This is a genomic window from Brevibacillus sp. FSL K6-0770 (genome assembly GCF_038000275.1).
Lineage (GTDB): Bacteria > Bacillota > Bacilli > Brevibacillales > Brevibacillaceae > Brevibacillus > Brevibacillus parabrevis.
Genome location: NZ_JBBOBQ010000001.1, coordinates 5,636,822 through 5,661,006 on the forward strand (window position 1 = coordinate 5,636,822; position 24,185 = coordinate 5,661,006).

Consider the following 24,185-nt stretch of genomic DNA (forward strand, 5'->3'; position numbering starts at 1 on the left):
ACTTGGAAGGAAACGACATAAAAAGATAGAATATGTAGAATTTTAAGAGATATTTTCGTATTACTACACTCATACAAAAAGGATGGGGCTTGCCCATGCGGGATTATCGTTATTACCAGTCTGCCTTTGCAGGGATTCCAAAGCCATTCGCTTTCGTCGACCTGGACCTTTTGGAGCAAAATGCCGAGCAGATCGCTTTGCAAAGCAATGGAAAGCCGATTCGGATTGCCAGCAAGTCAATCCGCAGTGTCGCCCTTCTCAAGCATCTGTTGCAGTTCGATGACTGCTTTTCCGGGCTTATGTGCTTCTCGGCTCCCGAAGCGCTCCATTTGTGCGCGGCAGGCTTTGACGATTTGCTCCTGGGGTATCCCGTCTGGGAAAAAAGCTGGCTGCTCGCCATTGGCGAACAGATCAGGCAAGGCCGTACCATCACTTTGATGATCGATTCCGTCTCCCATGTGGAACATCTGGAACAAATCGCCCGCGAGCAAGACGTGATTTTTCCCGTCTGCCTGGATATAGACATGTCGTCCGATATGTTGGGCTTGCATTTCGGCGTTTGGCGCTCTCCTCTGCGTTCTCTGGAGTCGGCCGTTGCGCTTGCTTCCCGCGTCGCTTCCTCCAAGCATCTCCGCCTGGAAGGAATCATGGGCTACGAAGCGCAAATTGCAGGCGTCGGCGATCGCTATCCCCGGCGATTTATGAAGAACAGCCTGATTCGACTGCTGAAACAACGATCGGTAAAGGAGGTGGCACATCGCAGAGCGGAACTGATGAAGGCACTTACGGCAATGGGAATCTCGCTGCGCTTCGTCAACGGCGGAGGGACAGGAAGCTTGCACCATACGGGAAAAGAAGACGCCGTTACAGAACTCACGGCTGGCTCCGGCTTCTTTTCTCCCGGACTTTTTGATTACTATCAGGACTTTCATTTCCAGCCAGCAGCCGGCTTTGCCCTGGAAATCATCCGCAAGCCGACCGAGCATATTTACACTTGCGCAGGCGGCGGCTATATCGCTTCCGGTTCGGCCGGAGCGGACCGATTGCCCAAACCGTATTTGCCGCAAGGTGTCCGGCTCATTTCCAACGAAGGCGCCGGAGAAGTGCAAACCCCCATCCAGTATCGCGGGTTGGAAACATTGGAATTGGGTGACCCCGTCTTCTTTCGCCATGCCAAAGCGGGCGAGCTGTGCGAGCGCTTTTCGCGGCTCTATTGTGTCTCAGGAGGAAACGTTGTTGATGAAGTGACGACATACCGGGGGGATGGACTATGCTCACTGTAAGCAAAAAAACAAACCGCTGGAGCAACTGGACAGGAAACGTTCAGAGCCAGCCGCGGCACATTGCCATGCCGCAATCTTTGGATGAGGTCATCTCCGTCGTCCGCGCCTGCAAAGCTGACGGAACGCGCATCCGCGTCGTTGGTTCCGGGCATTCTTTTACCAGACTCGTCCAGACCGAGGAATGCCTGCTTTCCCTGGATCGCTTGCAAGGAATCGTCCACGTCGACCAAGAGCAGCAAACCGTGGAAGTCTGGGCGGGAACGAAGCTCAAGACGCTTGGCGCGCTGCTCCATCAGGCGGGCTATTCCCAGGAAAATCTCGGCGATATCAACGCCCAGTCCATCGCAGGTGCCGTCAGCACCGGAACGCATGGCACGGGCATTCAATTCGGAAGCGTCTCGACACAAGTCGTCGGATTGACGGTCGTTACCGCATCAGGCGAAGTGCTGGAGGTGTCAGAGCAGTCACATCCCGATCTGTTCAAAGCGATGCAAGTCTCCCTTGGATTGCTCGGCATCATCGTTCGAGTCAAACTTCGCGTCCTGCCTGCTTACCGCCTTCGCTACCAAAGCCATCGCATGCCGCTTGATGAATGCTTGTCTTCCCTCGATACATTCAAGCAATCGCACCGTCATTTCGAATTTTACACCTTCCCGTACTCCGATACCGTCCAGGTCAAATTCATGAATGAAACCTCTGAGCCATCCAGTGCGAATCAGCAATGGAGCTACATGAAAAAAATGGTGGTGGAAAACGGTCTGTTCTGGCTGCTTTCGGAGAGCTGCCGTCTGCGCCCGACGCTTACCCAATCCGTGAGCAAGCTGTCGGCGCAAAGCGTCCCGAACGTCAACGAAAGCGGCTATAGCCACGAGCTGTTTGCCACGCCGCGTCTGGTCCGTTTTTACGAGATGGAGTATTGCATTCCCGCCGAGCATATGGGCGAAGCCATCAAGGAAATGCGGCAAGCCATCGAGCAAGAACGCTTTGCCGTGCACTTTCCGCTGGAATGCCGCTACGTGAAACAGGACGATATTTGGCTCAGTCCCGCTTACGAACGAGACAGCGCCTTTATCGCCGTGCACATGTACAAAGGCATGCCATATGAAGCGTACTTCGCGCGCATGGAGCAAATTTTCCGCCGCTTTGGCGGTCGCCCGCATTGGGGAAAAATGCACAACATGACGGCAGAACATCTGCATCAGGTGTACCCGCGCCTGCCCGACTTCCTCGCGATCCGCGCTCAGCTTGATCCTGACGGCATGTTCGTCAATCCGTATTTGTCTGAACTGTTTGGGCTGACCTGAATCTGATCCAAAGAACCAGCCATACCCGACACGACACGCAAAAATGCCCCGCCACGGCAACTGGCAGGGCATTTCATTTTGACCGATCGTCTAGCCTTGGGTCGGAATATCCGGCTTGATTTTCTTGTTGCGGCCATAGCGCAAATAGTAGTAGAGATAGAACAGCGCCAAAGCGCCGATCCCGTAAAACAACCCTACCCGCTGCGTCGGATCAAACGCCGGGAAGATGAGGATGAACGTGCACAAAGCCAGACACAACAGCGGCATCACCGGGTAAAACGGCGCCACGAACTGCAAGTCTTCAAGCTTGCCGCCTTCCTGCAAATATTTCCGGCGGAAGTTGAATTGGGACAGGGCAATGCCCATCCAGGTAAACGTGACCGCGATCCCGGAAACAGACATCAGCAAAACGTACACGGTATCAGCCGCGATCACGCTGGTCAGAAGCGACAAAAGCGAGAAGGCCAGAGTCGCAAGCAAGCTGTTCAGTGGAACGCTCCGCTTGGTCAGCTTGCCGAATGCCGGATGCGCCATCCCGCTGTGCGACAATGCCCAGAGCAAACGGGTAGCGGCGTACAGGCAAGAGTTTCCGACAGATAAAAGCGCTGTCAAAATGACGAAGTTCATAATATCCGCCGCAAACGGAATGCCTACCGAATCAAATACGGTCACGAACGGGCTTTCCAGCAACCCCAGCTCGCTGGATGGGAAAAGAGCGGACAAGATCATGACCGAAGCCACATAGAACACCAAAATGCGGAAAACGACATTGCGGATGGCCCGCGGGATGTTTTTGTGCGGATTTTCCGTTTCTCCGGCAGCGATCCCGATCAGTTCCGAGCCTTGATACGAAAACACGACGTTCATCATCGTGACGAAGACAATCGCAAACCCGAACGGAAACAGCCCGCCATCCGCGGAAAAGTTGGAGAAGAACGGAGCTTCCCTGCCCTCCATACTGACTATACCGAAAATAGCACCTAGTCCGACAATAATGAAGATAAGAACGGCCAACACTTTGATGCCCGCAAACCAGTATTCCGTTTCCGCAAATCCTTTGGTCGTCAGAGCGTTGAAGGTAAAGAGCAAAAGGATAAAGAGCGCGCACCAAATCCAGATCGGCGTATCCGGGAACCATCGCTGCATAACCATGCCGGCCGCAGTAAACTCCACGCCAGCCGTCGTCGCTGAACCGAGCCAGTACATCCATCCGAGTGTAAAGCCGCTTGCCGGGCCAATGTACTTCGTCGCATACGTTTGAAAAGAACCTGTTACGGGCATTTTCACGGAAAGCTCACCCAGGCAGGTCATCACCAGGTACAGCAGAATGCCCCCGACGACAAACGCGACGAGCGCTCCGCCCGGCCCCGCCTGATTGATCGTATACCCGGCATTCAGAAAAAGCCCCGTTCCGATTACTCCGCCAAGCGACAGCATAAAAAGATGGCGGCTTTTCATCGAGCGTTGCAGTTGTTTGTCCTTGTCATTCCCAGCGTTCATATAATCCCTCTCTTTCCCCAGCTCGTGAGTGGAAAATAGATGTGTAAAAAGTAAGCCGGGAAGGAACTGCCTGCGTTAGAAGCGCAGGGACAGGCAGCTCAATCCTCCATCTTGCTTGCGGAACTCGGACATATCCAGCTCGATTACTTGGTAGCCAGCATCCGTGATCTGTTTTTTCGTGCTGTCGAAGCCTTTTGGAATGATTACATGGTCATTGATGTGGATGCAGTTGGCGGAATACTCCACTTCTTTTTCCACTACCAGATGCTTGTAGTCTTTGAACACTTCGGAGTCGATAAATTCGCCTGCGAGTACGAGCGTGTCGTTACCCAGGTAAGCAATGCCCGTTTTCAGGTGGAAAAACTCCTTCAGCGGAACGATTGTAACCTCATAGCCGTATTTGGAGAGGATTTCCCGGAACTGAATCGCGCCTTCCTCGTTCGTACGCGTGGACAGGCCCACATAGAAATGATTTTCTACCTGCATGACATCTCCGCCGTCAAGGAAGCCCGGAGCCTGAATGTATTCAATCGTGTCATAGAAACGCGGGAGCACTTGTTTCATGTCCTCAATCTCACCGTTGCGGCTGTCCGCGCCAGGGTTGGTGATGACCGCGCACTTTTCGGTCAGAACCGCTGTATCTTCTACGAAAGTGGAATCCGGGAAACGCTCGTCCGCTTCCAAAACGGTCACTTCCAGACCCGCTTGCTTCAGCGCCTCTACATAAGCAGCATGCTGCTCCAAAGCAAGAGCGAAATCCGGCTTGCCCAGATCGGAAGTCGTCAGACCGTTCACGTAGCTCTGCCCCGGTTTTCTTACAATCGCACGAGAAAATTTCATGATAAAATCTCCCTTCTGTTTTGAAATCTCGTCAGTGGAACAAATGTTTCAGCGGCGATGATGCATCGCTTCGTTTTACTGTCGATTATTCCGTATTGTGGAACGACTTCTACAATACAAAATTACACTCCTAATGTAAAATAGTTTTAAATTTTTTGTCAATGAATTTTTGTCTGCATGAAATGATGTTGATTCGTCCGAATAATTCTGATAGATTGATCTCATAAAAAGCTGGCGAAGCATCTGACAAATCGTCATTCGCAAAATGAAAGCCAGGAGGGAAACAACTTGGTACAATCGATTGACCGGGCGATGAGCATCATTTTGGTCCTGACATCTGACGAAAGCAAGACGCACTGGTCTATCTCAGAAATCGCAGAGAAGACATCTCTCCCCATCAGTACAGTCCACCGCCTGATCAGCAGTCTCATGAAGTACGGGCTGATTCAGCAGATCCCGGAAACCAAGCAGTACAAGCTTGGCATCACCTGGATGGAAATCGGTCTGCGCATCCTGGACAAAATCGACATGCGGGCAGTCTCCCGAACCGTTATGGAGCAGTTGGCGGCAGATGTGCGCGAGTCGGTCTACCTGAATATTCCGGATGGGCATGACGCCATCGTGCTTGAACGGGTGGAAAGCTCCATGACTGTCAGAAGCATCGACAATCTGGGAGAGCGCATCCCGCTGCACATCGGCGCGGCCAACAAAACGATTTTGGCGAACATGGAGCCTCGGGAAGCGGAACGAACCGTCATGGCACTGATTCCTGATCCTGAGCAGCAGCGTGAATTTATGAAGCAGCTCCCCGCCATCCGCGAAAATGGTTACGCTGTCAGCTACGGGGAGAAAACGGAAGGAACCGCCTCCATCGCCGCGCCCATCATCGGCTATAACCAGCGAGTGGTCGGCGCCCTGAGCATCGGTGTTCCCACTTATCGGATCACAGAGGAGCTATTGGCTACCTTGATCGATCGCGCCAAGCAAAGCGCCAAGGAAATTTCCAAAAGAATCGGAGCAACTCCGTAATTTTTTTGCCCACTAAACGGAAATGGTTTTCACTATACGGAAAACGGAGGCATACCCCATGCAAAAATGGCAAACAAAAGAGCAACTCGTCGATCTTCTGTGCAATTTGGTGAACATCCCGAGCATTACCGGATCGCCTGCTGAGAAAGAATTGCCTGGCTACATCGTCGAGCAGCTGCGTTTATTGCCTTACTACCAGGCGAATCCCGACCACGTTCAGGCCAATCCGACCGAGGATGGACGTCATTTTGTCACGGCGCTCGTCAAAAAACCGGGCGTTCGCGACACCGTCATTTTGGTAAGCCACTTCGATGTAGTCGATGTGGAGGATTACGGCGGCTGGATGAAGCATGCCTTTGATCCGAAGACGCTCACTCCGCTGTTTCAGCAAAACCAGGCGGACATGCCTGCCGATGTGCAGCAAGACTTGCGTTCCGGCAACTGGCTGTTCGGACGCGGGACGATGGACATGAAATGCGGCTTGACCCTGCACATGTCCATGATCGAGCAAGCTTGCGCGGGCGAGTTTGACGGCAACATCCTCTTGCTGACGGTTCCGGACGAAGAAGTAAACTCCGTCGGCATGCGGGCAGCTGTTCCTCGTCTTTTGGAAATTGCCCAACAGTTTGATTTGCACTACACGACCGTGCTTAACTCCGAGCCGATGTTCACCCGCTATCCGGGCGACCAGAACACCTACGTGTACACAGGCTCCATCGGAAAGGTCCTGCCAGGCTTCCTCTGCTACGGAAAAGAAACGCATGTAGGCGAGCCTTTTGCCGGGTTGAACGGGAACTACATGGCATCGCAAATTACGTGCGAGCTGGAGCTGAACACTTCTTTTTGCGAAGTCGTGGACGGCGAAGCTTCTCCGCCGCCTACCAACCTGATCCAGAAAGATTTGAAAAAAGAATACTCGGTGCAAATCCCGCATCGTGCCGTGACGCTCTTCAACCTGTTCCTGCTGGAAAAACAAATGGAGGAAGTCGTGGAGCCGCTGCTTGGCGCAGCCCGCAATGTAGCGGAACGCATCCGCGAAAACTACCTTCGCCACGCCAGCCAGTTCGCCAATTTCGCTCCGTTCAGCCCGCGCGACCTGACGATCTCTGTGATGACCTATGAGGATCTGTACGCCTACGCCTTGAAAACGCACGGAGAAGACAAGCTGCGCCAGCTGGAGGCAGATGTCATCGCTAACCGCCAAGACAAGGACGACCGCGACACGACAATCGAGCTGGTCGATCAGCTGGCGATTTTGTGCAAAGAGCTGTCCCCGATGATGATTTTGTTCTTTGCCCCACCTTTCTACCCGGCCGTCAGCTCGCGCAACCATCCGTTGATCCAGCAAACGGTCGCAGAGATGGAAGCATACGCGCGCGAACAGCATCAAGTGACCTTGCTCAAGCAAAACTACTTCGGCGGAATCTCCGACCTCAGCTACGTCGGCCTGCAATACCCGGCCGCGTCGATGCAGCCGCTGGTCGCCAACATGCCGCTGTGGGACAACGGCTACTCGATTCCGCTCCAGGAGCTGGAAGCCTTCGACGTCCCTGTCATGAACCTCGGCCCCGTCGGCCGCGATGCGCACCAATGGACGGAGCGCCTGGACGTTGATTATGCGTTCGATACATTGAAAGACATGCTGCCGAAATGCATTCAGTCCTTGTTGCGGAATGGGCGGGCAAGCGAGTAACTAACACATCAATAGAAAAAAGGCTCTTACGGCGAGGCATGAAGCATGGCTGTCGCGTAAGGGCCTTTGTTTTTTATTGGAAAATGCTTTTTTCTGCCTACCTCCCCACTTTTTCTTTATAATGAAGAAAAGCTATCGCAAAGGAGAGCGGGACATGAATTTTGAAGCAAAAGAAAAAGGGTTCGTCACCCATTTATCATATGGCGATCTGCACGTCTCTGGCGATGAGGCGTACGGCTTTCGCCCTTACCAGCTGCTCGTTTCTTCCATTGCCGTTTGCAGTGGCGGCGTCCTGCGCAAAGTGTTGGACAAAATGCGCATGCCCTGCACCGATATGAAAATCACAGCAGACGTCACACGCAATGAAGCAGAAGCAAACCGCGTTGAAAAAATTCACCTTCACTTCATCATTACCGGAGAAAACTTGAAGGAAGAAAAAGTGCAAAAGGCCGTCGATGCCGCCAGCAAAAACTGCCCGATGGTACAGTCGGTAAAAGGCAGCATCGTCGTCACCGAGTCATTCGAACTTGTGCCACTTGTACCGTAATCCGCTAACTCCACGCTATTCCATTTGAAATGAGAGGTCATCATGGGCGACAACCACGCAGCGACAACCTTTTTCCTCTTGAAAAGCATCCGGCAAATCGCTTTGCCTCCGAATCAAGCATGGTCGCTTCCCGGCTGCCCGGAACACGCCTTGCTCATGATTACGGAAGGCAGCGGATATTGGCAGGGCGACGACACCGCTAGTGCCCCGCCCCTGTCTTCCGGGAGTGTACGATTTTTCGCACCGGAAGCTGCCGATTCCATCGTAGCTGGGCGTGATGCTTCCCTGTCTTTTTTCGCCCTCTTTTTTGACGCGCTGCAACAAGACGCGAGGCAACATAACAGCTATGCACCGGATGGCCTGTGGCACCCTCCGGCCGACAGCTATCATATCCAGTCCCTGCATGCCTGCCTGGAGCTGGCCCGCGCCTTGCTTGCCGACCATGAGCACAAGCACGAGGTAGCGAATCCACTGGATATGTTGCAAAATCAGATTCGTTTTCAGCAGCTGTTGCTCACGATCTGGGAGGCCCCTGCCGCGCAAGCAGTCGTGGAATCGTCGCACCCCATCGACCAGACCCTCTCCTACATCCATGAACATTACGCACAATCGCTCTCGCTGGCTGATCTGGCCAACAAGGCCGGGCTTACGCCTCGCTACTACACGGAGCTATTCAAAAAGAACGTAGGAAAAAGCCCGATTGAATACTTGACCGGGTATCGGATGGATCAGGCAAAAAAGCTGTTGTGGGACTCGAAAAAGCGTTTGCGTGAGGTAGCGCAGCTTGTCGGATACGAGGATGAGTTTTACTTCAGCAGACGGTTCAAGCAACAGGTTGGCGTCTCTCCGACTGTCTTTGTCAAAATGAGTCAGCGGCAAATCGCCCCTGTCACTTTCCAGTACACCGAGTATTTGATGGCTCTCGGCATCAAGCCTGTGGGGGCGCAGGAAGACCAAGTCTCTCACATGCGGGAACAGCTCCGGCTACAAGAGGCGTCAGATATCATTTCGCTGTCCAAAGCTTGCCCGGATTTGATCAAGCCACTGCAACCGTCCTTTATTTTGACCGATTATCCAAAAGATTGTGCGGCCTTCTCCTCGATTGCCCCTACGTGCGCACTGTCCTGGACGGATGACGACGTCTTTGGTCATTTGCAGCAAATTGCCGACCTGTTCGGGCAAAAAGACAAAGCGCTGCTCTGGTTCAAGCAGCATGAGCAAAAAGTGCAGAAAACGAAGCGATACGTGGACGCACGCATCGGCAAAGAGGAGACGGTGTCGATCCTGAATGTCCGTCCGGCGCACACCTTTGCTTACGGCGTTCGCAATCTCGGGCACGTCTTGTACAAATCGCTGAAGCTGACGCCGCCCCCGATCATTCAGGACAACATCAAGCGCGATCCGAATTTTTGGGCCGTTCCCGTACAGGAACATCAACTGAACGCTTACGCTGCCGATTGGCTGTTCGTCCACATTTTTGACGACGACCTGTCGCGCGCTCATTTTCAAGCCCTGACCCAGCGCAAAGAGTGGCAAAGCATTCCTGCCGTACAAAAAGGACAAGTCGTGCTGCTTGGCCCCGTCTGGTTCGCGTATGATCCCCTGTCGCTTGACGCCCAATTGGACGAAGCGATTCAGCTGTTGGAGCAGCAGAAAACTTCCTGACCGCCGGATTGTCCAAAGAAAACCGGAATATCCTCCATGGATGAGTCAAACGGTTCACGGTAAGATGAAGCTTGTTGTTGAGAATCATTTTCATTCAGGAGGGTATTCATGAAACGATCTCGCATACAAGCGTGTCTGTCCGGCATTATGCTCTTTGCCCTGCTTCTTTTGACAGCATGCTCCCAAACAGCTCCAAGCCAGTCCGAGCAGCAAACCGCTTCACCAGCACCTGCTTCTGAGCCTGCCAAAAAAGAGACGCGTGTCATCAAGCACGCAAAAGGCGAAGCAACGATTCCGGTCAAGCCAGAGCGCGTCATTGCCTTGCAATACTTGAGCAATATGCTCGTCCTCGGTGTAAAACCGATTGGCGCGGTGCAAGGTCACATGGAAGGGGCTGACATGGCCCCGTTCGTAAAAGGCATCGAAGTGGTAGGCGATTACGATTCCTACAATCTCGAAAAAATCTTGGAGATGCAGCCCGATCTGATTGTGACCGACACTGAGGTAGAGCAGCAAGTTTTTGAGAAGCTGCAAAAAATCGCTCCTGTAGTCGCGATCGATTTCGATAAAACCGACTTCATCGGCCACACGAAGCAAGTTGCTGACGTCCTCGGAAGACAAAAAGAGGGCGAAGAGTGGATCGCCAAGCATAACGCCAAAGTCGAAGAAGCCCGCAAGCTGGTGCAGGCCAAAATCGGCAAGAACGAAACAGTCGCAGCCTTGAACGTCCGCGCAAAAGTAATCAAAATGTACGGCGCGCGCAATATGGGGCACGTCCTGTACAACTCGCTCCAACTGACGCCGCCCGCTCCGATCAAGGCCGAGCTGGACAAAGACCCTAACTTCTGGTCCAAAGACATTTCCATGGAGCTGCTGCCAGAGTATGCGGCCGACCATATTTTCCTGATGCTGTTCCCGGGCGAAGATGCCGCTTCCTACTTGAAAGAAATCGAAAGCAGCAACCTGTGGAAAAACCTCCCGGCTGTGAAAAACAATCATGTGTATATCGTCGATGTAGACAGATGGCTTGGCTACGATCCGATTTTGATTGAAAAACAGCTGGATGAAGCTGTGGAATATTTGACAGGCGCGAAAAAGCCTTAAAGTACCTCGCTGAACTGGGTGTGACGCCCGGGACGCGCAAAAAACGAAAGGACCCCCAGCCCGTGAAAAAGATTCACAGGGCCGACGGGTCCTTTTTCTTGTTATAAAATCGGTGACAACAGCCGTGTCAATGATTCCTGCATCCGCGAACGGAGCGGACGGTTCAAATACTCTTCCATCGTCATTTCCCGGCAATCCTCCAGATCAGCCTCGAACAGCTCCTCCAGTTGCTTGGCCATCTGCGAATCGTACAGGAACACGTTCGTCTCAAAATTCAGCTTGAAGCTGCGAATATCCACATTCGCTGTCCCTACAGAAGAAAGCTGCGTGTCCACCACCATCGTCTTGGCGTGCATGAAGCCTTTTTCATACAAATAGCAGCGGACACCGCTTTTCAACAGCTCCCCCAAATAAGAGTGGGTCGCCCAGAAAACCATCAGGTGGTCGGGCCTGCCTGGCACCATCACGCGCACGTCCACTCCTGACATCGCCGCCATCTTCAGCGCTGTCAGCATGCTGTCGTCCGGAATGAAGTACGGTGTTTGCAAGTAAATCTTTTTCCGCGCCTTGTAGATCATTTTCAGAAACGCGTGCTTGATTTGCTGTTTCTCCGAATTTGGCCCGCTGGACACGATCTGGCAACCAATCGTCCCTTGCGGCTCATTCATTTCCGGGAAATAGGCAAACGACTCCTGTATTCGCTTGGGAGCGGACAAATTCCAGTCCAGGAAAAAGCGGGCCTGAAGCATGTAGACGGCTTTCCCCTCGATTAGCAGGTGGGTGTCTCGCCAATACCCCAGCTTTTTGTCCTTGCCCAAATATTCATCCCCAATGTTGAAGCCGCCGATATAGCCGCTTTTCCCGTCGATGATCGTCAGCTTGCGGTGATTGCGGAAGTTGACCCGGAAATTAAGGAACGGGATCGACGAAGGGAAAAAGGAGACGACCTCCCCGCCCGCTTCCACCAGCGGCCGGAAAAACCGCGAAGGGACGCCTGCCGACCCTACTGCATCGTACAGCAGCCTGACTTCTACGCCTTCGCGCGCTTTCTTCGTCAACAGCTGCACGAGCTGTGTTCCGAGTTCATCATCATTGAAAATATAATAGAGCAAATGAACGTGCTCTTTTGCCTCTGCGATCTGCTTGAACATAAGGTCGAACAAGCTGTGCCCCTCGGCAAACACCTGAATGGCGTTATCCTGCGTATAGTAAGCACCGTCGCTCACCACGTTCATGAAAATCATGTCCCGATGCCGTTCCATCGCCAGATCGTTCACTTGCAGCTCGCCTTGTTCCAGAAGCTTTTTCTGCTTGTCGACAGCCGCCCGAAAATGCGAGAACTCTCCCTGGCGGAGCCGATACAGCTTTTTCTTGCTCAGTCTTTGCCCAAAAATCAAATAGAAGAGAAACCCGATACCCGGCAAAAACAGGAGAACCATCAGCCAAGCCCAGGTAGCCGCAATGTTGCGCCTCTCCATGAAGATGAGAACAGCGGCCAAAACCAGGTTCCCTGCCGTAATGACCGCCACAATTTGCTCCAGCAACAACATCACATCACATCCGCCTCAAAGGATATGCTCCCATCATACACCATTTGTGATCGGGATTCATCCTGGCTCCCGGGTCAAGTCGGCTACTGTCCCAAAAGCTTCCCGCTTTTCATGATGCATGTGTCGTCCAGATACACATCCGGGTCTTTGACCACCAGATCGATATGCACTCCCGCCACAATCGTGCCGCCGAATGTGTTGTTGCTGCCAAACGCAACGTGAATCGTTCCGTACACTTTTTCGTCTTCCAGCACGACTCCCGTAATTCGTGCCTTGTCATTCGTTCCGATCCCAAATTCGCCGAGCAGACGGCCGTCTTGATCGCCCAAAATTTGCAGCAGTCGCTCAGCCGATGCGCCTTCTGCCTGCGTGATCCGCCCTTTTTCAATCGTCAACAAAAGGGGCGAGTCGATTTTGCCAATCCCGGCGATCGAGCCGTCCACGAGGATTTGTCCCTCTGCCGTTCCTTCCAGCGGTGCCACATACGCTTCTCCGGAAGGCAGGTTGCCCGATTCACCCGGATTGACATACATGCCTGTGCTCGGCACGCCATTGCGTCCGGCGATGGAAAAAGTGAGCGATTTTCCTGCCTTTTCAATCCGCACGGTACTGGCTGCGGTCAGCAGCTCGGTCACTTTCTCTGTCAGCACTTTCACTTGTGCATAGTCGGCAGAAATCGCTCCTTCGAGGAACATGTCTGCGGTGATGCCTGGCATGGTGGCAAGTCTCGTCCCGTTTGCCGCTGCTTCTTTGCGCGCTTTGGTGTGCGTCAAGGAATGCTCGGTCACACACACGACCACGTCGGCACTCTTCATCGCCGCTGCTACCGCCACAGGCGGCTCCTGCCCGGACTTTTCACGCTCTGTCATCACTATCAGCACTGACTCTGCTCCAAGCTGCTTGCCGGCTTCCCATAGCGCCTCGCCAAGCTCCCGCTTCGGTTCGTCCGCGACTACCAGAAAAGACTCGTTTGCTTTTAACGCCATGCAATTGGTCAAAATGCCCTTGCTCGTCTCGATCAGCTTCACCGTTCATCATCCTTTTCCTGACATCTCTTTATTCATTATGTCCATCACGAACCTGCAAACCTTTTTGACTTCGCGTTCTTTTCCACCCACTCCTGCCTGGCAGACAACTGGCGAAATTTTCTTGATTTTTTGGCTGAATTTAGTATGATGGATGTACAAATAAAAACGCAAAAGACAATGGGGTCTTTTTCTGCGCTTGCGTCAAGCGCCGGGAAGGGCCCTGTTTTTTTGCCTTTGGTCCACTTCCCGAAAAAATGATAGCGTTTTCATTTGGCAAATCGACGAAACTACAGAAAGAAGAGGGGATGACAACTATGTCTCACACACTGGCAAAACGCAGCTTTTGGTGGCTGACACTGCTGATGATCGCTGTTCTGCTCGCGACTACTGTGTCCGCACAGGCTGCCACACCAGCCGCGCAAGCGCTCGACAAGGGGAAATGGGCGCCTGCAACTTATCAGGCTGTCAACGCATTGATTGAGAAAAACGGCATGCAAAATCCTGCCTACAACGCTGCAAAAAAACCGTACGCCGTTTTTGACTGGGACAATACAAGCATCATGCACGACACAGAGGAAGCTCTCTTCGTCTACCAGATCAACCACCTCGCCTACAAAATGACGCCGGAACAATTCGGCAAAGTCATCCGCACCAATGTGCCAGAAGGACCTTTTTCCGATTCGTACAAAAACGTGGACGGCAAGCAAGTGACGCTCGACGCGATCGCAAGCGACCTGGTTGCCGACTACACGTACCTGTACCAAAATTACAAAGGCTTTAAAGGAACGAAGACATTGGAGGAAGTGAAAGCAACGGAGCAATTCGCTGACTTCAAGACAAAGCTGTTTTTCCTGTACGAAGCGATCAACGATACACACAGCAACTCCGTCGGCTATCCATGGGTGCTCTACCTGTTCACCAACATGACGATCGACGAAGTTCATCAGCTTGCCGAGACTTCCAATGACGTCAGTCTGGGCATGGCGATTGAAAAAGTGACCTGGACAAGCCCGAAAGCATTGGCTGGCAAAGCTGGCGTGGTCACCGCTTCTCACACAACAGGACTGCGCCTGACTTCGGAAGTGGCAAACCTGATGAACACTCTGCGCGCCAACGGTATCGACGTGTACGTCGTATCGGCATCGCTTGAGGACGTTGTCCGCGTATTTGCCACTCTGCCAAAATACGGATACAACCTGCCAACTGAAAACATTATCGGCATGCGCTTGAAGACAGAGAATGGCCTGATCACGAACGTGTACCAGCCAAACTATCCAATTACTGTCGGTCACGGCAAAACAGAAGTCATCCAAAGCGTACTCGCGAAAAAGTACGGCTACGGCCCAATCCTGATCGCAGGCGACAGCAACGGCGATTTTGAAATGATGACCGAGCTGGACAGCGTACAACTGTCACTGGTCGTAAACCGCGTCAAAGGCGGCAAAATCGGTCAGCAAGCAGCGAAAGCAGCCGAACAGCTTGGAAAAGCCAACCCAACAGTTGTGCTGCAAGGCCGTGACGAAAACACAGGCATGTGGATTCCGAGCGAGACTACGATCAAGCTGGGCGAAAAAGAGCCAAAACTGATCAGCAAATAAGAACCGAAAGCCCGAAAAACCGCCCTGCCAGTAGGGGCGGCTTTTCTTTGCATTCCCACGAAAAAAGCCCCGCCAAATCCGGATGGCAGGGCTTCCTTCTTCTTTAGCACGCGCGCTTACTGCACAGCTACTTTCATAACCGCGCGAACAGAGTCAGCCGATTTGTCCAGTGCCGCCTTCTCGGAGGCAGTCAAATCCAGCTCGATGACTTTTTCGATGCCGTTTCCACCCAGGAGAGTAGGCACGCCCAGGTACAGGTCGTGGTAGCCGTACTCGCCTTCCAGATATGCGATGGATGGCAAAATGCGCTTCTTGTCTTTCAGGATCGCTTCTGCCATTTCCACCAGGGCAGCGGCAGGCGCGTAGTAGGCGGAGCCGTTTCCGAGCAGGGCGACGATCTCACCGCCGCCTTTGCGCGTGCGCTCGACGATGGCATCGAGGCGATTTTGCGGGATCAATTTGTCCAGCGGGATGCCGCCAGCGTAAGAGTAACGCAAGAGCGGAACCATGTCGTCACCGTGTCCGCCCAGTACGAAGCCTGTGACGTCTTCTACAGAAACGTTCAGCTCCATGGCCACGAAGGTGCGGAAACGGGCGGTGTCGAGTACACCGGATTGACCGATGACGCGGTGTTTCGGGAAGCCGGACGTTTTGAAGAACGTGTACGTCATCGCATCAACCGGGTTGGACAAGATGAGTACGATGGAGTTCGGCGCGTAAATTTTCACTTGCTCCGCTACAGAACGCATGATGGCAGCGTTTGTTGCCACCAGGTCGTCGCGGGACATGCCCGGCTTGCGGGCAATCCCTGCGGTGATGATGACGATATCGGAGCCTTGAATGTCTTTGTAATCGGATGTGCCTGTGATTGAGGAATCAAAACCGAGAACCGGCGAAGATTCCATCATATCCAGCGCTTTTCCTTTGGTCGGATTCTCCAGCTGCGGGATATCCACCAACACGATGTCAGCCAACTCTTTTTGCGCCATGATGAACGCAGTGGTCGCTCCGGTAAAGCCGCTTCCGATGACGGCTACTTTTTTTCTGCGGAATGTCATGGTAGTTCCTCCTCGGGTCATTTTCCACGTATCTTACAAGACCAGCTTCACACCGCTTGCTTTTTGCTCCAGCATTTTGGAGAGAATCGTGCCGATATGTGCTCCCGCCTCAACGGGCGATGTGCCTTGACGGTGAATGTTGGAGATAACGGTACGCTCGGACTCTACCATCCCTTTGCGCGGACGATAGCACATGTAGGCACTCATCGAGTGCGCCGTGACCAGACCGGGACGTTCGCCGATCAACATGACCAATACTTCCGGCTCCAAAACTTCGCCGATATGGTCCATGCTTGCTACGCGGCCGCCTTTGACAAAGAACGGTGTGCCGCAGCTAAGCCCGTAGCTTTTCAAAGAGTCCAGCAAGGACGGCAGCACATCTTTCAGGTTGGCGTCCACCGCGCTGGCGCTCAGACCGTCAGACACGACGATTTGCACCTGCGGTTTCTTTTGGCAACGCTCTTGCAGCAGGCGTACTCCCTCATCTGTGAGAATGCGTCCCATGTCCGGGCGTTTCAAATAGTTCTCGGTGTTGTCGTACTGCGTTTCCACTGTGAACAGGGAGAATTGGTCGAGCACTTCCTGGCGGACTTCGCCGTATACGGCATCAACGGCTGCCGCGTGATCGCGACGCAATTGCAGCATCGTTTTGGTCAATGGTCGGACGCCTGTACGCCATACGCCAATCCGGGCTGGCGTACTTGTCAACAGCTCATCGAGTCCTTCTTTCCATTGCGGATTCGGGATTTGTGCCGTTCTCTCCGGCTCCTCCGATACGTCGGACTGGAAAGCTGCTGCCCCATTCACTTCCACGCTTGGCTGTGCGCCTGGTTGCATGCTTGCTTCAACCACTTCATCCACGGCCTGTTCCACCGCTTGCGCAGGAGCTTTTTCTCCCAGCTCAGACAGTTTCTTTTGCAGTTCTGCCACTACTTTGTCTACTAAAAAATCCAATTGTTGTTCCATCCGTCATACACCCCCTCTTCTTACATGAAGATTGTCGGATCGCCCGCTCTTGCCGTCAGCTTGCCGTTTTCCATGATCCCCATTTTCTCCAGCCATTTTTCAAAGGCAGGCGCCGGGCGCAGGCCGAGAACTTCGCGGAACGCAGCGATATCGTGGAAGCTGGTCGATTGATAGTTCAGCATGACGTCGTCCGCCATGGCTACCCCGATGACAAAGTTGACCCCTGCCGCCGAGAGCAAAATACCCAAGTTGTCCATATCGTTCTGGTCAACCTTCATATGGTTCGTATAGCATACGTCACAACCCATTGGCAGCCCGTGCAGCTTGCCCATGTAGTGGTCTTCCAAACCTGCCCGGATGACCTGGCGGCTGTCGTACAAATATTCCGGTCCGATGAAGCCGACAACCGTATTGACGATAAACGGGTTGTACTTGCGAGCCAATCCGTAGCAGCGGGATTCCATCGTCACCTGGTCGATGCCGAAATGCGCCTCGGAAGAAAGCTCGGAGCCTTGCCCCGTCTCGAAATACCAGAAGTTCGGCCCGTAGGACGTACCTTCTTTGCGCATCAGCTCATCTGCTTCATCCAACAGCTTGACGTCGATACCGAAAGCGTTGTTGCCTTTTTCGCTGCCTGCGAGTGATTGGAAAATCAGGTCGGCAGGCGCACCTTGACGGATTGCCCGCATTTGGGTAGTGACGTGCGCCAGAACACAGTTTTGCGTCGGGATCTCCCACTTGTTCATCACTTCTTTGGTCATCGTGAGAATATCTTTGACGCTGTCTGCCGTATCGATAACCGGGTTGATCCCGATAACCGCGTCGCCAATTCCGTAGCTAAGCCCCTCGTACAGCGCTGCCTTGATCCCTTGCACGTTGTCCGACGGATGGTTTGGCTGTACCCGTGCGGCCAGTACGCCTGGCTGGCCAATCGCTGTGTTGCAGTGGGTCACATTGCGAATTTTCGCCGCCGCTGTGATCAGGTCGAGGTTGCTCATCAGCTTTGCTGTTGCGGCGATCATTTCACTGGACAAGCCGCGGCTGATCCGCTTGATGTCGTTCTCGCCCGCATTGTGGCTCAAAATGTACTCGCGCAACTCGGCAACGCTCCAGTTTTTGATCTCGTTGTAAATTTTCTCGTTAATCCCCTCTTCAATGACACGAGAGACCTCGTCTTCCTCTGGAGGAAGCATGGGGTTGTTGCGGATGTCGGCCAAAGTCAAGTCAGCCAAAACCTGCTTGGCAGCTACGCGTTCCCGTGAATCGGAAGCAGCGATCCCAGCCAGCTGGTCTCCTGATTTGTCTTCGTTTGCCTTCGCGAAAATTTCTTTCAAATCGCGAAATTGATAGGTCTGTCCAAGCACAGTCGTTTTCGTGTTCATTTTGTCCACCCCTTTATACGTTACGCCTTCTCGTCAAAAGCGAGGGTTTTTACCACGACCGGGATAATCGTTCCCGAAATCGGCTCGCCCAGGTCGATATAATCGCCATACTCTACCCGCACCTGATCGATGCAAATAATTTCCGGTGCGCCCTTGCAACGCAGCGCCAGCGCCTGCCCCAATGCTTTTGCCATATCTGTCTCGCAGATCACGACCATCGTCTGGCTCTCGGCAAAATAGTGCCGATACTGATCGGACAGCTCCTGGGATATCGTTTGCAGCAACGCATACGAGCAATAGCCGATGCCCGAGATCGCGAGTGCGAACGGGATTCCTGTCGTTTTATCAAAAAGCCGTTCCCCCAGCTGGTAAATCGCCGCCACTTCCTGATGAAGCTGCGCCGGGTTCGCCAACTGCTCCTGGGTAAGCTCCAGCTTGAGAATCGGAATGTTTTTGATCGGGAGCAGCTCAGGCTTGATATGCACAGTCGATCCGCTGATCTCCGTACTTTGCATGCCTGCTCCGATAACCGTAGCCCGCACCGTCTGTTCCGGATCGAGCCAGTTAACCGCGTACGTCCCTTTTTCCCGCTCCTGCTGCAACACGTAACCGAGCAGCGGGCCAAAATCGCCGTAGCGACTCACATCTGCCATGCTTCTTACGGGAGCGCCTTCCATCAGCTTCCCGACCCCGCCGGAAACGGTCAGCTCCTCCACCGGGAAATCGCCGCGCAATTGAGGCCCTACTACCAGCAAGCCCGATATTTGCCGCTCTTTTCCCGTCAAGTAATCCAGCATGCTGCACGCCATCTGCCGCGCCACTTCCGAAATCTCGGCCAGACTGATTCTTTGACCGACCGTGATGCGCAAGCCTTTCGCAGAAAGCCATGCCTGGATGTTCGGCGACACGTACGTAACCATATCTTGCTGGTCCAGGCGAATCAGCCTGCCTCCGACGTGAAAAGTCACCGTCGCAATCGCTCGGCCGCGCTGGAAGTAAGCAGCATTCGCCGTCCCGCCGCCAATATCGACATTGACGATCGTTCCCTGGATCGTTTGCGAGCGTTTTTCCGCCCCCGCGCCTTTGCCTGCCAGCACGCCTTCAAGGTCCGCTCCCGCAGTTGCTACCACGAAATCGCCGGATCGCTCCGCCAGCAGATGAACGATGTGCTGCGCGTTTTTCTTGCTGGCTGTCTCTCCGGTAATGATCACGGCGCCTGACTTGATGGACGACAGACTGATTTGGGCCTTTCTGTACTCCTCTTGCAAAATCGCACCGATTCCTTCAGCGTCAATCTCGTCAAACCCGATCAACGGGGTGGAATGCACCTCACTCGCATACAGCAGCTGCCGCTCCACGATCTGGTAGCGCGGCAGCGAAAACGTGCTGGACATGCGCCCCAACCGCAATCGGCTGACGATCATTTTCGTTGTGCTGGTTCCGACATCGATGCCGACGCTTTGGATCCACTGTTCATCCATAATGAACCTCCTTGAACCATTGGCGTGCCAGACGAGGCAAGCAAAAAGACGCTTGAACAGCCGAAATAATCGCTTCCGGTCTGATACAAGCGCCTTTGCTTCTCTTGCTATCTACTTGTTGCGTTCGTTTCTTTTTATGAAAAAACTGCTCAGAGACATTACCCCTGAGTCAAAATCGTTTGCTCGCCTGAAAGAATTTCTTCCGCCAGCTTCACAAGTGGCATGCGCCGTTGCATGCTTACTTGCTGCATCCATTTGTAAGCGGCCTCCTCCTCTAGGGAGAGCGCGCTCATCAGCTTGCCTTTGGCTTTTTCCACTGCTTTGCGATCCTCGATCTTTTGTTTCAGATCACTAATATCTTTCTTCAGCGACACCACTTTTTCCTTTTGGCTGAGCGCAATCTCGACCGCAGGAATCAGGTCATCTTCGGATACAGGCTTTACCAGATACGCCGTTACCCCGGCTTTGCGCGCATCCAGGACAAGTTCCTTCTGGCTGTACGCGGTCAAAAGAAGGATGGAGCAGTCCGAAAAGGTGCGGATGATCCCACTCGCCTTGATCCCATTCAGGCCCGGCATTTTGACGTCCATGATGATGAGGTCGGGCTTGTGGCGATGAGCGAGTTCGACTGCCTCTTCCCCGTTTTTCGCCTCGGCCACTACCTGATACCCTTCGTTTTCGAGCATCTCGCGCAAGTCCATGCGGATGATCGGCTCGTCATCAACCACCATAATCTTCGGCTGTGTCATCTTCATCCTCCTTTTGGATCGGATAGAGAATGGTAACTTCCGTTCCGTTGCCTGTGTTGCGGAAATGCATGGTTCCTTCCAGGTCTTCCCTGACGAGCGTATCGACGATTTTCAGGCCAAGGTGTCCCTTTTTATGAATATGCTCCATATCCTCGATTCCCACTCCGTCATCCGTAACAGACAGGCTGACGAAATCGTCTTTCGAGACGAGCGCAATCGAGATGCGCCCTTCATGAAGCTCGCGGAATCCGTGAATCATGCAATTTTGAATCAGCTCCGTGACAATTAAAGCAAAAGATGTCGCCTTGTTGGACGGAAGGTACACGGATTCCCCCGTCACGACGACGTGTATGGCTTGCTCTGAACGTCTCATCGAGGAGACGATAATTTTCGATATTTTGGTGAGAATCTCTTTGAAATCGATCTGTTCCAGACCATCTTGCGCCAAATATTCGTGAATAATGGCGATGCTGTTAATCCGGTTGATGCTCTCCCGGTATACTTTCTCAATCTCGTTTGACTGCGACCGGCGCATTTGCAGGCGCAGCAGGCTTGAAATAGTTTGCAAATTGTTTTTCACGCGATGGTGAATCTCTTTGATGACAGCCGACTTGATCATCAGCTGCTTCTCTTTTTCGCGGATGTCCGAAATGTCCCGGAGCAAAATAATGCCCCCGATGATGTCGAGCTTGCGAACGGACGAAACCGCTTTCATCATGATAAAATGCTTCCCTTTTGACAACTCATCCTGAATGTAGCCGCCATGGCGCACGAAATTTTCCGGGGAAACTCTCCAGGAAAAAATGCGTTCGATGCTCTCTCCCTTTTCCGGCCGATCAAAGCCGATCATGGAGAGCAGCTTGTGGGCACGCCCGTTGGCATACGTAATGATTCCGCTCTGATCAAACAAAATCATGCCCTCATGCAGAAGCGAAGAAATCGGCATGTCAGGCACAGCAAACTGAATCAGTGTCTCGCTGAGATGCTCGGTCGTTTCCTTGAGCATTTCGACGTTTTTTTCTTGTTCTACCTGCTTGGAAATGTCTTGCTCGGTAATCAGCGTGCCAATCGTCTTGCCCTCGGCGTTTGTGATCGGTACGACGCTTTGACGCATGACGACCTGCTCTTGCGATACACCTCTGGAGCCAATGACCGGCTTGCCTGTAGTCAGGCAGTACATGACGGCTGGCTCGTTGATCGCAGTCGCCAAATGGCCTACGACTGAACCGCTGTACATGGAACGCGCCGTGCCCGGCTTGGCCTGCGCAACAACCAAAGCAGCACTTCGATCTACGGTCGGGCAGTCGATGAACATGTCTGCCTGCGACAGATCGGCAAAAATTTGCAGTTTGGAAGCAAGGTCCTCCACGATCTGGATGTCGTCCTCACTCAATATCGTAGACGATTTGCACAGTTCCCGTATGGATTGCATGCGAACCTCTTTTCACCTGCTAGGAGTTTGATATTGACTTCATTTTCTCACAGACTCGCTACGGCGGAAAGAGGCTTATTCGCTGACAATTTCTTGCAAATACGCACGCAATTCCGGCACTCCCTCGCTCGTGTAGGAAGACGTCGGGAATATTCTCGCGTCGCCCAGAGACTGGCGCAAGTAGCCCTCCGCTCGTTGTACATCGGCATCGGGATGGTCGACTTTCGTGATGACCCCTACGCAAGCTTGGGGAAAGCCTTGCGCGAAACCTGGGGGAAAGTAGTTGCGGTCGCGAGTGGCATCCTGAACCATCACGACGATGGTCGCCTCCAGCGAGGTAGCCATCAGCGTGCGGTAAAACATCGGATTTTCGCTATACTCGCCCGGCGTGTCAATCACCCAGTCCCGATATTCAAGCGCCTGAGTCTTCCTGGCTGGCTGTTCATCGTTGAACAGCGCTTTGACCAGAGAAGACTTGCCCGCTTCGATAGCACCGATGATCATGACACGGCCTGTCATGATTTCGTCACCAGCGCCGGTGTGAACCGCAGTTTTTCACTCAACACCTGATTGACCGCATCCACTGCCATCTGCACAGCAGAAACATCCCCAACGACAATCAGTGAGCCTGTGAAGCGATCGAGAAATCCAAGCTCGACACCCGCAGCCTTTGTCGCGATATCCGCAGCAATAATGGCTGTTTCTGTCGGTGTCAGGGTCAAAATGCCGATTGCCCCGGCTTCCTTGATCCCCAGCTTGGTGTAAAGCATAGGGTCAGGATTTGCGATCACATGAGCCAACGTGACCTGTTTTCCTGGCACAAATTCCTGTATGACTCGCGAACGTTCCTGTTCCATCGCTATTCCTCTCCTCCTGCGGCCCCCGGCACTTCAAACGAATCCACGATACCTACGATGATCGCATCGATCGGCACGCTGTTGCCCGTGAAAAGAATCCGGGCAGGCGTTCCTCGTGAAACGATGACCTGCTCGCCGATCCCAGCCCCGATCCGGTCTGCTGCGATCACGGTTTGCCCGCTCTCTTCGCCGCGCCAGTCAATCGGCTGAACAACCATCAGCTTCAAATTTTCCATGCCGTTTTCCTTTTGGGTTGCCCAAACGCTGCCGATCACTTTTCCCAAAAACATGCGATCACCCTTTTCCTAAGTAGCTGACCGTAATGCCGCGCTCCCTCATGCTGTCGTAAGCCAAAGGAGAGACAATCGCTCCTTTTTTCACATGCAAGGTCGTATCCCGAAGTTCCGGTTGGGATTTGATCCAGTCAGCCGTAAGCAGCTTGCCGGAAAAAACCGCCTCTGCCTCGTCCAACGCAGTCAATGTCGGCTGTTCAGGCTTTGCCTCCGCTTTTGGCAACTGCGCTTTCAGCTTGGAGACTACGCGATCGGCCAAACGTTTTTGTTCCGCAAACTCTACGCCCAGCTCTTTCATCGCTTCCACGTGGCGCTCGAACAGCTTTTCATAGGCTGGCGTCAGCGTCAATGTTTGCAGGGTGCGACGGTCGGCACGCTTGATGCCCGGCACATCGGAGCCTGCAATGACGAACTTGCCTGTCACGAGTGCGGAAAAGACGATTTCTGCCTTGATCGTGCCTTTCAACCCGGATGCGATTCTTGCCGCATTGTCCAGATCGATTTCCGGGATGACGATACCAGCGTAATCTTTTGGCACTTCCAATGGCGCAGGAGCGTACTCATCCGCAGTCAGGACTTTGCCTGCTCCCCCGCATTCGATCTTGTGCATTCCCAGCCAGGACGAGGTTTCCCCGTCCAGGAAGAGAATGTCGTGGCAGATGCCGTGGTTTTTCAACTGGATAAAATGATCCTGAAACGCCTCATGAGCCTGGCTGTCGCAAAAGACATACAGGACACGAGGTGCTTCAGGTTTCTTTTCTGTATTCATCGACAGCAAAATTTCTTTTGTAATCGATGCCACCATTTCTCTGATGTCCATCAAAGC

22 protein-coding genes are annotated in these 24,185 nt (G+C 53.2%); 8 read left to right on the top strand and 14 right to left on the bottom strand.

The features are described 5' to 3' along the window. The first annotated feature begins 95 nt into the window (after positions 1-95). Entirely contained in the window at positions 96-1,283 is a 1,188-nt protein-coding gene (locus NST23_RS26795) for an amino acid deaminase/aldolase (protein WP_340964968.1), read from the top strand. Then, positions 1,271-2,587, top strand: coding sequence for a D-arabinono-1,4-lactone oxidase (locus tag NST23_RS26800; protein WP_340964970.1), 1,317 nt, complete (start codon positions 1,271-1,273; stop codon positions 2,585-2,587). The genes NST23_RS26795 and NST23_RS26800 overlap by 13 nt, the downstream gene beginning before the upstream one ends. Before the next feature lie 90 nt (positions 2,588-2,677). Here NST23_RS26800 and NST23_RS26805 read toward each other — a convergent pair whose 3' ends face one another. Together NST23_RS26805 and NST23_RS26810 are read right to left on the bottom strand one after the other, a co-directional pair. Next, the gene (locus NST23_RS26805; protein WP_122962500.1) at positions 2,678-4,087 is read right to left on the bottom strand and encodes an amino acid permease; all 1,410 of its coding nucleotides are present in this window, start codon (positions 4,085-4,087) and stop codon (positions 2,678-2,680) included. A 75-nt stretch (positions 4,088-4,162) separates the two neighbouring features. Then, positions 4,163-4,927, bottom strand: coding sequence for a dimethylarginine dimethylaminohydrolase family protein (locus tag NST23_RS26810; RefSeq protein WP_063228884.1), 765 nt, complete (start codon positions 4,925-4,927; stop codon positions 4,163-4,165). A gap of 288 nt (positions 4,928-5,215) precedes the next feature. Here NST23_RS26810 and NST23_RS26815 point away from each other — a divergent pair, with 288 nt between their 5' ends. The 5 genes from NST23_RS26815 (at position 5,216) to NST23_RS26835 (ending at position 10,965) form a co-directional block, all read left to right on the top strand. Beyond that, entirely contained in the window at positions 5,216-5,956 is a 741-nt protein-coding gene (locus tag NST23_RS26815) for an IclR family transcriptional regulator (protein ID WP_173599075.1), read from the top strand. 58 nt (positions 5,957-6,014) lie between these two features. Further along, the gene (locus NST23_RS26820) at positions 6,015-7,649 is read left to right on the top strand and encodes a M20/M25/M40 family metallo-hydrolase (protein ID WP_340964973.1); all 1,635 of its coding nucleotides are present in this window, start codon (positions 6,015-6,017) and stop codon (positions 7,647-7,649) included. A 154-nt stretch (positions 7,650-7,803) separates the two neighbouring features. After that, positions 7,804-8,196: an OsmC family protein gene (locus NST23_RS26825; protein WP_340964976.1), complete on the top strand. Its 393-nt coding sequence runs from the start codon at positions 7,804-7,806 to the stop codon at positions 8,194-8,196. Between the two features lie 42 nt (positions 8,197-8,238). Beyond that, positions 8,239-9,861 carry an AraC family transcriptional regulator gene (locus NST23_RS26830; protein ID WP_445662497.1) on the top strand — a complete coding sequence of 541 codons (1,623 nt, stop codon included), beginning with the start codon at positions 8,239-8,241 and terminating at the stop codon, positions 9,859-9,861. Between the two features lie 108 nt (positions 9,862-9,969). Next, positions 9,970-10,965, top strand: a complete 996-nt coding sequence (locus tag NST23_RS26835; RefSeq protein WP_173596322.1) for an ABC transporter substrate-binding protein — start codon at positions 9,970-9,972, stop codon at positions 10,963-10,965. A gap of 101 nt (positions 10,966-11,066) precedes the next feature. Here the strand turns inward: NST23_RS26835 and cls are convergent, their stop codons facing one another. Together cls and NST23_RS26845 are read right to left on the bottom strand one after the other, a co-directional pair. Beyond that, positions 11,067-12,515: a cardiolipin synthase gene (gene cls, locus NST23_RS26840; protein ID WP_122962495.1), complete on the bottom strand. Its 1,449-nt coding sequence runs from the start codon at positions 12,513-12,515 to the stop codon at positions 11,067-11,069. An 83-nt stretch (positions 12,516-12,598) separates the two neighbouring features. Continuing rightward, the gene (locus NST23_RS26845; protein ID WP_340964979.1) at positions 12,599-13,543 is read right to left on the bottom strand and encodes an aminopeptidase; all 945 of its coding nucleotides are present in this window, start codon (positions 13,541-13,543) and stop codon (positions 12,599-12,601) included. Between the two features lie 314 nt (positions 13,544-13,857). Between NST23_RS26845 and NST23_RS26850 the strand changes: the two genes are divergently transcribed. Continuing rightward, positions 13,858-15,141: a haloacid dehalogenase-like hydrolase gene (locus NST23_RS26850; RefSeq protein WP_063228874.1), complete on the top strand. Its 1,284-nt coding sequence runs from the start codon at positions 13,858-13,860 to the stop codon at positions 15,139-15,141. Between the two features lie 116 nt (positions 15,142-15,257). Here the strand turns inward: NST23_RS26850 and mdh are convergent, their stop codons facing one another. The 10 genes from mdh to NST23_RS26900 all read right to left on the bottom strand — a co-directional run bounded on the left by mdh (position 15,258) and on the right by NST23_RS26900 (position 24,179). After that, a complete protein-coding gene (gene mdh, locus NST23_RS26855) occupies positions 15,258-16,199 on the bottom strand; it encodes a malate dehydrogenase (RefSeq protein WP_122962493.1) in 942 nt (313 codons plus the stop codon). Positions 16,200-16,232: 33 nt separating this feature from the next. After that, positions 16,233-17,165, bottom strand: coding sequence for an ethanolamine ammonia-lyase subunit EutC (gene eutC / locus NST23_RS26860; protein ID WP_173599541.1), 933 nt, complete (start codon positions 17,163-17,165; stop codon positions 16,233-16,235). A 20-nt stretch (positions 17,166-17,185) separates the two neighbouring features. Beyond that, positions 17,186-18,547: an ethanolamine ammonia-lyase subunit EutB gene (locus tag NST23_RS26865; RefSeq protein ID WP_122962491.1), complete on the bottom strand. Its 1,362-nt coding sequence runs from the start codon at positions 18,545-18,547 to the stop codon at positions 17,186-17,188. Positions 18,548-18,567: 20 nt separating this feature from the next. Further along, positions 18,568-20,028 (bottom strand): ethanolamine ammonia-lyase reactivating factor EutA, encoded by a 1,461-nt coding sequence (locus NST23_RS26870; protein ID WP_122962490.1) that lies wholly within the window; start codon positions 20,026-20,028, stop codon positions 18,568-18,570. 158 nt (positions 20,029-20,186) lie between these two features. Further along, positions 20,187-20,783: an ANTAR domain-containing response regulator gene (locus NST23_RS26875; protein ID WP_425266752.1), complete on the bottom strand. Its 597-nt coding sequence runs from the start codon at positions 20,781-20,783 to the stop codon at positions 20,187-20,189. Next, entirely contained in the window at positions 20,749-22,209 is a 1,461-nt protein-coding gene (locus NST23_RS26880) for a sensor histidine kinase (RefSeq protein WP_063228868.1), read from the bottom strand. Before NST23_RS26880 ends, NST23_RS26875 begins: the two co-directional genes overlap by 35 nt. Before the next feature lie 75 nt (positions 22,210-22,284). Further along, a complete protein-coding gene (locus NST23_RS26885; RefSeq protein WP_063228867.1) occupies positions 22,285-22,728 on the bottom strand; it encodes a EutP/PduV family microcompartment system protein in 444 nt (147 codons plus the stop codon). Further along, positions 22,725-23,066 carry an ethanolamine utilization microcompartment protein EutS gene (eutS, locus tag NST23_RS26890; RefSeq protein ID WP_063228866.1) on the bottom strand — a complete coding sequence of 114 codons (342 nt, stop codon included), beginning with the start codon at positions 23,064-23,066 and terminating at the stop codon, positions 22,725-22,727. Before eutS ends, NST23_RS26885 begins: the two co-directional genes overlap by 4 nt. 2 nt (positions 23,067-23,068) lie before the next feature. Beyond that, on the bottom strand, positions 23,069-23,356 hold the full coding sequence (locus NST23_RS26895) for a EutN/CcmL family microcompartment protein (protein ID WP_063228865.1): 288 nt from the start codon (positions 23,354-23,356) through the stop codon (positions 23,069-23,071). 4 nt (positions 23,357-23,360) lie between these two features. Beyond that, a complete protein-coding gene (locus tag NST23_RS26900) occupies positions 23,361-24,179 on the bottom strand; it encodes a hypothetical protein (RefSeq protein WP_173596318.1) in 819 nt (272 codons plus the stop codon). Between the last annotated feature and the right edge of the window lie 6 nt (positions 24,180-24,185).